The organism is Pedobacter sp. (assembly GCF_035566355.1).
Classification (GTDB): Bacteria; Bacteroidota; Bacteroidia; order Sphingobacteriales; family Sphingobacteriaceae; genus Pedobacter.
The window spans coordinates 1-7,836 of the sequence record NZ_DATMRL010000165.1 but is presented as its reverse complement, the minus strand read 5'-3'; the positions used below and the strand labels follow the sequence as shown (position 1 = coordinate 7,836).

The 7,836-nt window shown below is 40.0% G+C and carries 4 protein-coding genes and 1 pseudogene; 2 read left to right on the top strand and 3 right to left on the bottom strand.

What is annotated here, in order from left to right:
* The 3 genes from VNZ46_RS06480 to VNZ46_RS06470 form a co-directional block, all read right to left on the bottom strand.
* Nucleotides 1–3,342 (bottom strand): SusC/RagA family TonB-linked outer membrane protein (locus VNZ46_RS06480; protein ID WP_325559281.1); only part of this gene is annotated, 3,342 nt, incomplete at its 3' end.
* A gap of 158 nt (nt 3,343–3,500) precedes the next feature.
* Nucleotides 3,501–4,628 (bottom strand): FecR family protein, encoded by a 1,128-nt coding sequence (locus VNZ46_RS06475; protein WP_325559280.1) that lies wholly within the window; start codon nt 4,626–4,628, stop codon nt 3,501–3,503.
* Nucleotides 4,629–4,692: 64 nt separating this feature from the next.
* Complete coding sequence (locus VNZ46_RS06470) at nt 4,693–5,286, bottom strand: RNA polymerase sigma-70 factor (protein WP_325559279.1); 594 nt, start codon at nt 5,284–5,286, stop codon at nt 4,693–4,695.
* 388 nt (nt 5,287–5,674) lie between these two features.
* Here VNZ46_RS06470 and VNZ46_RS06465 point away from each other — a divergent pair, with 388 nt between their 5' ends.
* On the top strand, nt 5,675–7,525 hold the full coding sequence (locus tag VNZ46_RS06465) for a PQQ-binding-like beta-propeller repeat protein (protein WP_325559278.1): 1,851 nt from the start codon (nt 5,675–5,677) through the stop codon (nt 7,523–7,525).
* Nucleotides 7,526–7,557: 32 nt separating this feature from the next.
* Nucleotides 7,558–7,836, top strand: a pseudogene (locus VNZ46_RS06460) (PhnA protein); the annotation flags it as partial.

Genomic DNA, 7,836 nt, shown 5'->3' with positions numbered 1-7,836 from the left:
AAAGGGATAAGAAGTACCCCGCTCTCTCCGGATGGTAGACAAGTACATAGGATCCGCAATATCGGCCGTAAAGTTCAGCGCTTCAAGTCCAAGCTTTTTCAGCACACGTCTAGACTTCAGGTCATACTGAATATCAATATTCTGACAGATCAGGGTGTTTTCGTCCTGTACAAATCTGGAGGTTTTATAAGTTGTTCCGGTAACCAGTAAACCTTTAAACGCGGCAATATCTCCCGGTTGCTGCCAGCGATTATAATATACACGTGAATCTACATTATAATGATAATCTCCAGACTCTACCTTATCAACCAGTGTTTGATTGTATTGCTGGCCACCAAAGGTATATCGAAATGAAGCATTCACAGATAAATTTTTATACCTGACCATGGTACTGAAATTGCCATAGGCTTTTGGCTCGGTACTACCCATGGCCTGCACATTATTTCCGCTCCAGACATAAGTTGGCTGACCATCGGCCCCCAGATAAAGTTCTTTTCCAGTACTTGGATCAATTCCCAGAGACGGTACTACCCAAATTGCTTTGCTGGAATAACCCTCTACGTACAGCACACCTGGGCTACCCAGGACCCCATTTTGAACCGCTTTCTGTGCATCCTTCAATGCCTGTGAGGTTTCCAAAACTTTATTTGCATTGTGCATTAAAGCTGCAGATATACTCCATGTAAATTTCTGGGGATTTGCAATCAGAAATCCAGTTGCTTTCAATTCATAACCTTTATTCCTCATTTTACCAATATTATCTGTATAAAATGAGAAGCCATTTGAAGCAGGCAAGTTAACAGAAGAAACCAGATCGTTAGATGTTTCAATATAATAATCGGCTGTGATTTTTAAACGTCTGTTTAAAAATTCCGCATCAGTTCCGACGTCGTATTTCAGGGTTTGCTGCCATTGCAGGTTGTCATTACCCAATCCCATAAGACGAGAACCAATCCAGTTAAAATAACGATCATTTGTATAATAACTGTAGGTAGATAAAGCTTGATAAGCATTAAAATTCTGGGAACCTGTTATTCCTACAGATCCTCTTAATTTTAAACGGTTAACGATCTTGTTATCTGCCAGAAAACTTTCATTATGGATATTCCAGCCTAAACCGGTAGACCAGAAGGGTGCAAAGCGCTTTTTAGAACCAAATTGCGATGATCCATCCAGACGAAGTGTCGCATCAACAAAATACTTATTAGCGTATATATAGTTAACATTACTTGTAATGCCCACTGCACGCGACAAGGACTCAGTTCCCGTTGGTTTTCCGTCCTTAGCGTATTGTAAACCCATAGAAATAAAATCAAAACTATCATTCGGAAAACCCTCTGCAGTAAAACTATAAGCAGAATTTTTGTCCTGGCGGACATTATAATCCACACCCGCAAATACCACGTGGTTTTTCCCAAATGTTTTAGAATAAGCAAGGTTCAAAGAGCCGTCGTATCCCAAACTATTGGAAACGCCGTACACATAATCTCCCTTTCTAAACACATCATCAACCCCATAATTAGCAAAAGCAGTATTATCTGCAGATCTGAACTTATCCGACTGAACAATGCCCTTGGTAAGACCAAGTTGTGCCCGTAAAGTCAGTTCTGGCTTGATGTTCCATTCTACCGAAGCATTGTTCACGATATTTGAGGTAGAAGATTTGTCGAATGTATTTAAAGTTGCATTATATAAAGGGTTTGTAGGTAATCCACCAGTCCAATAACTGGTCCAATCCAGGTTGCCGGGATCTCCAACCGTTTTTAAAACATTTCCGTTGTCGTCATAAGCCCTCCAATAAGGGTTCATTCTAGCATAATCAGAAAATGTGCCGTACGGAGATTCCGTTGATTTTCCCTGCTGCACCTGAAGATTATCTCTGAACCTGACGTTCTTATAAGTATAGGATAATGTAATCCCCCCGTTAAAGGTATTGCGGGAAGACCCTTTCATTACCCCTTGTATGTTATTCACCTGACCGGAAGCAGAATAACGAAACGCCTCGTCTCCCCCTTCAATGCGCAGATTATGACGTTGACCAATCCCTGTATGAAGCGGAATAGCCAACCAATCAGTTTCAACACCACGGTTTACCTCATTGAGCAGGTAATTATAGTATCTTTTCAATGGCAGATCCGTTTCTGCTCTTGCATTATTATAATAACCCGCAATAAACTCCAAATTAAGTTTGTCCCTTGCATTAAGTAAGCTATACTGCGTCAAATCAGGCGCTTCGATATTAACATTAGAACCAAAACTTAAACGAAGCTTACCTGGTTTGGGTGATCTGGTGGTAATTACAATGACCCCATTTGCACCTCTGGACCCATAAATGGCCGTTGCAGCTGCATCTTTAAGCATAGTGATGGATTCCACATCATTCTCATTAATATCCAGCATGGCCTGAAGCGAAGACTGAAAACCATCCAGTATAATTAAGGGTGTATTCAGATCAACCCGGGTATTGTTCTGCAAATCATTCACGTTTGGCATACTGGATCCTCCACGAATCTGGATCTCTGGCAAACGGTTTGGATTGGATCCAAAAGAGTTACTTTCAATAATATTAAAAGAAGGGTCAATATTCCTTAAAGAGGTGATTAAGTTACGATTACCGAATTGTTTCAATTCTTTTTGTGTTACCGTTGTGGAAGCACCAGTGAAACTTTTATCCGCTTTTTTAAATAAACCGGTATTGATCACCACTTCATTCATCTTATTCTCTGCGATCTCCATTTTGATCAGCAAAGGTCCCTGATTGGGTTTCAATTTCACTTCCTGGGTTTTATAGCCGATATAAGACACAATCAATACATCGTTCTCTGATCCCACTACAATGATAAAACTTCCGTCAGAACGCGTTGCTATTGGCCTCCCATTGGAGTCTTTAATGCGGATAGAAGCTCCTGGAATTGGCTTAGCTAATTCATCAACAACTTTTCCAACAATAGTTCGAACTGGCTGTACCAGCACAACACGCTCCAAAGCGGCATATTGAACTACTATAGTCTTTCTTGCCACCCTGTAAGTAAAGGGCTGATCTTTAAAACATTTTTCAAGAGCCTCCTCCAGCGAAGCATTAGTGACATTTATAGTAACAGGCCGGGCCCTGGACAAGGTACTGGCATCATAAAATAGATCGTAGCCGGTCTGTTTCCGTATTTTTTGTATGATTTGTTCTAATGGAGCGCCTTTTTCTTTTAGTGTAATCTGTGCGTAGCCGGTTGCGCTAACTTGCAGAATTACCGTGGTCAAGATAATAAAGGTCAGTTTCAATTTCAATAAAATATTGGCACAGGCACTGTTTTTTATACAGCGCCTAAATGTCCTGTAAAAATTCATACATTTGTTTGTTTGGGTTTAGTACATGATGTTTAGTAAAGTCGATTTATTTTTCAGTATTACCCAAACACTTACTCAGAAGAGTATCAGGTCCAGGAGCGTCCTACCGCTTCTGGATCTTTTTATGTTCAGGGATATACTGTTAGGGGATAGTAAAATTATGGCATAACAGATATCCTCCTTCCTTCAATTTTATAATGAAACGATTGAGTAAGACTCATGACTTCCAGCACGTCAAGTATTCCTTTTTGTCTCGAAATGGTGCCCGAAAAAGGTCTTTTAGAAATTTCCGGAGAACAGACAACCTCTATGTCATACCACCTGGAAATCTCTTTCATAATACTCCCCAGTTCTTCATGGTTAAACACAAAAGTATTGTTGATCCATGCAATTACGTCATCGGTATTTACCTTCAGTATTTTGATCTCTCCCTTTTCAACAACAGCCTGATCGCCAGGATTAATAACAACTGAATTACCATTCCCAGTTTTTACTTTTACCTGGCCTTCTACCAGCGTAGTTTTTATATTTTCCTCGTCAGAATAAGAGTTGACATTAAAATGTGTACCTAAAACTTCAATCGTTTGATTTTTAGAAACAACTCTAAATGGCTTTGATTTGTCATGAGCCACTTCAAAATACCCCTCTCCCTTAAGCTCTACCCTACGCTCGGCACCTGTAAATTTTGTTGGATAGCTAAACGTGGTTGCCGAATTTAACCAAACTTTTGTGCCGTCAGGCAGAAGGATCTGATACTGTCCTCCTTTAGGTGTCTCAATCGTATTTATAAGTGGCTTTTCTTGTTTGGAATCCTTGTTCACCCTATAAATCAACTGGCCATCTGAAGTTTTTGTAATCTCAACGTCTGCTTCTTTTGCAAGTTCTCCATTTCCTGCATCAGTAAGAGATAGCTTTTTACCATTTGCCAATGTCAGATAGGCCCTGTTCCCTCCGGGCTTAATTTCGTTTTGAACATAGTTCAGATCACTTTGTTCACTTCTGGTCTTAAAGTAATCCGTAGTATAAAAAAACAAACCAGCTCCTGCAACTATAAATACAACTGCAGCTGCAATACGTATCCATAATTTCCAGGTTCCACTATGTTCCTGAACAGGAAGATTTCTCTTTATTCTTTGGTCCCAGAATGTATAATCTGGTTCTGTCTTCAAATCTTCGGCTTGTGTAGACAAATCCAGGTACCAGCTTTCAATAAAAGCCTTTTCTTCCCGACTGGATAAGCCATTCTCATATTTCTTCAGCAGTTCTTTTGCTTCTTGTTCAGTCATGTTTTATAGAGCAATATTAGCCTGTTTAAATGAATGACCCTTTAAAACAGACGAAGTGGTAGATTTATTTAAAAAAAAATAATATTAATTTCATAATGCCCATAAAAAAGGTCATTCCCAGTCTTGCCCGCAATATTTTTAATGCATTATAGACTTGTTTTTTTACTGTTCCCTCTGTAATATTAATTTCCTCTGCAATTTGTTTATAACTCATATGTGCGTTTCGGCTCAATTCAAAAATTTCCCTCATTTTTGATGGAAGCATTTCAATTTCTTTTTCAATTTGCATCTGAAGTTCTTTTTCACGCAGAATTTCATCTGTAATATTATGGCCCTCTTTTTCAAAGTCGGGAAGTGTGATCAAATAATTGATTTGTACCTTTTCTCTCCTGATCAGTTTTAAAATTCGATTTCGAAGCGATGTATAGAGGTACGAAGCCAGTGAGGTGTTAATTTCCAGTGTCTCTGCTTGTGTCCACATTATGGTAAATAAGTCCTGTATCACATCTGCAGCTTGCTCTTCATCCTTAATCATCTTGCATGCATGACGAAACAACAGCGCCCAATACCTTTCGTAAATAACGGTATAGGCCCTTTGGTCCTGCTGCTTTAGCAAAACGGTTAATTCGGCGTCACTAAGTGTAGTGTAGGGGGCCATAAGGTTTTTACTTTACATAAAACATTTTACTATCTACAATTATAATCTAAATCACTTATAATATTTAGGCGGGTTAGCAAATATATAATTAGGTAAGAACTGCTATGATAATGAGGAGCGCATAAATCTAGCTATTCTCTTTAATCTTTACAATTACTTATTCATAAAATTCGCCAGCCCTTGAAAATTACAGGCGTGATCAGGATCAAAGATAAAAACAATAATCAAATACTACCAAGTTAGTATACTTTAAAAAGTCAAATCAATTCCCAGTCCCGACACCTTAGAAAGCAGATAATTCATCCTGTAAATTCCATTTGTTCGAAACAAAATAATTACACCAAACACCGTTAATATTATAAATGGTATTGGTATAATTGTTAGCGACATGAAAAAGATACTCATCATTACAGGATTTCTATTTTCGATACTGCTCGAAGTTAGTGCCCAAAACAAACCCTGGAAATTTGCACATGTAACCGATACACACGTTGGTAGCGAAACTGGTGCAGAAGATTTAAGACGCACCGTCCGGGACATCAACAACAGCCCTGACCTGGAATTCGTAGTACTCACTGGCGATGTGACTGAATTTGGTGCCGACAAAGAACTCCGGCTTTCCAAATCAATTTTAAAAAAACTGAACAAACCCTGGTACATTATTCCAGGCAATCACGATATGTGCTGGTCAGAAAGTGGCGGCAATAGTTTCAGAACCGTATTTGGTGCTGAGACCTTTTCTTTTAAACACAATGGCATTTTATTTCTCGGTACCAACTGTGGTCCAAATATGCGAATGAGTCCCGGGCAAATTCCACGTGAGAACATTGTTTGGCTGGATTCCGTACTTAAAGCTACTCCAAAATCCACTCCTATTATATTTGTGAACCACTATCCTCAGGATTCCTCTCTGAATAACTGGTATGAAAGCATTGACCGGCTAAAAACCCACAACATTCAACTCATCCTTTGCGGCCATGGTCACAATAATCATTTGTTGAATTTTGAAGGTATCCCAGGCATAATGGGACGTTCAAACCTCCGTGCAAAAGATTCCATCGGCGGTTACAATATCGTGACCATTGCTAAAGACTCAATATTCTACAATGAACGTAAACCAGGCATGACCACAAATCCAAATGCCTGGGCAACTGCCAGACTTTACCTACACGACTTCACTACTTTAGATAAATATCCACGCCCCAATTTTGATGTAAACGAAAAATATCCTGACACAAAAAAGGTTTGGAGCGTGCAGGATGACAGTGATATAGGCGCAGGAACAGTGATTTCAGGCCAGCATGTTATTGTAGCCAATACAGATGGCTGGATCAAAGCCTATGACATCAACAATGGAAATAAGGTTTGGGGCATAAAAACAGGCGGAAAGATCTACAGTACACCAGATGCAGCAGGAAACTCTATAGTAGTAGCAAGCACAGATAAATATCTCTATTGTCTGGACAATACCACCGGAAAAATTAATTGGAAAGCTGCATCGCACAAACCGATAGTTGCTTCCCCGGTCATTGACGGTGATAAAGTATTTTACGGTAGTTCAGACGGACATTTCATATGTTACAACCTGAGTACCGGTAAACGGCTCTGGAAATTCAAAAAAGTAAAGGGTTTTACTGAAAGTAAACCCGTTGTGAAAAATGGAAAGGTCTATTTTGGCAGCTGGGGCAATTCCTTTTATGCCCTGGATAAAAACACCGGTACATTGATTTGGCGCTGGGATGATGGTTATACCAACCGCATGTTCTCCCCCGCTTCCTGTGTTCCGGTCATCACCGGTAACCGACTCTACATCGTAGCACCAGACCGCCACATGACCTGCCTCAATGCGGCAACCGGAACCGTGATCTGGCGTAAAGGAGATCCCAAAATAAGGGTCAGAGAATCCATGGGGCTTTCTTCGGACAGTAGCCTCGTGTATGTAAAAACTATGGACGGTGATGTATTAGGTATTTCTTCGCAAGCAAATGAGATGGAAGTAAAATGGAAAGGTGGTAAAAATATGGGTTATGAAATCTCGCCTTCTTTAGTTCAGGAATATGCGGGCCTGGTATTTGGATTAAGCAACTCGGGGAACATCTACGCTTTTAACCGTAGAGATGGCTCATTGGCCTGGATCCATAAACTTTCTAATGCGTTGGTAAACCCTCTGTCCTTTCTCAAAGACAACAGGTTGATCGTAACCACCATGGATGGAAAGATTACTTGTCTAAAATTCTAGTATATTCGCGGCTTTGAACTAACGGAATAAAAATGAGACTAGAAGAACAACTGCTTAAAAGAAGTGAAAATAAATGTGAATTGTGTCAAAGCAGTGAACCACTCCATCTTTATGAAGTACCTCCTCAATCCAGCAGCAATGAAGACAATTGCACCATGATTTGTACCACCTGTTTGAATCAGATTGAAAGAAAAGAAGAACTGGACAGCAAACACTGGAATTGCCTTAGCGGCAGCATGTGGAGCGACATACCAGCTGTACAGGTTGTATCCTGGCGTATGCTGAACAGACTTAGCAACGAGAGCTGGGCT

Bases quoted from the DNA above. Each gene is read 5' to 3' on its own strand.
- VNZ46_RS06465 (WP_325559278.1), top strand. From the start codon at position 5,675: ATGAAAAAGATACTCATCATTACAGGATTTCTATTTTCGATACTGCTC.
- VNZ46_RS06475 (WP_325559280.1), bottom strand. From the start codon at position 4,628: ATGACTGAACAAGAAGCAAAAGAACTGCTGAAGAAATATGAGAATGGC.
- VNZ46_RS06470 (WP_325559279.1), bottom strand. From the start codon at position 5,286: ATGGCCCCCTACACTACACTTAGTGACGCCGAATTAACCGTTTTGCTA.